At 74.5% G+C, this 599-nt stretch carries 1 protein-coding gene and 1 pseudogene; one reads left to right on the top strand and one right to left on the bottom strand.

The window, feature by feature from the left end:
- Positions 1–143: 143 nt before the first annotated feature.
- A pseudogene (locus I53_RS31925) lies at positions 144–434 on the top strand (putative zinc-binding metallopeptidase); the annotation flags it as partial.
- 24 nt (positions 435–458) lie between these two features.
- Here the strand turns inward: I53_RS31925 and I53_RS26960 are convergent.
- A partial coding sequence (locus I53_RS26960; protein WP_043356713.1) for an iron dependent repressor, metal binding and dimerization domain protein occupies positions 459–599 on the bottom strand: 141 nt, incomplete at its 5' end.

The raw sequence follows: 599 nt of genomic DNA on the forward strand, positions 1-599 counted from the left end.
CGCGCCCGGATCGCCGGCGGGCCGGTCGATCAGCGCGAGCCCTCCGGCATCCGCGCCCGACAGCGTCGCCGCCAGGAGCGCCGGCCGGCCCCCGAGGCGCAGCAGGCGCGGCCGCAGGGGCGCGAACACCGCCTCGCCCCCCGCCGGCACCGTCACGGTGCTTCGACCCCTACAACACCCAGGATCTCGACCGGCTGATCGCGGCGTGGCTGCCGCTGACCTACGCGATCAATTCGCTCTCCCACAGCATGGGCCAGCCGGCGCTCTACCCGTTCAAGCTGACGCCGACGGTGATCGCCAAGCTCGCCTTCGTGCACGAGCGGATCTACGCCTCCCGCACCGGCATCCTGCCGGATGCCGGCGAGGCGGGCGCCGAGATGCTCCGGGCGGTGATCCTGGGCCTGCGCCAGAAGGTGCCTGCGCCGACGGTGTGAGGGCAGGGCGGACGGACGGGCGCCTCACGCCCCCCCGTGACGTTCCGCGAAGGCGCGGAACGCCGCCAGGGTCTCGGCGCTGACATGGTGCTCGATCCCCTCCGCGTCCCGCCGGGCGGTCTCGGGGCTCACCCCCAGCGCGCACAGGAAGCGTTCGACGATCCG

Origin of the sequence: Methylobacterium sp. B1 (assembly GCF_000333255.1) — a bacterium.
Lineage (GTDB): Bacteria > Pseudomonadota > Alphaproteobacteria > Rhizobiales > Beijerinckiaceae > Methylobacterium > Methylobacterium fujisawaense.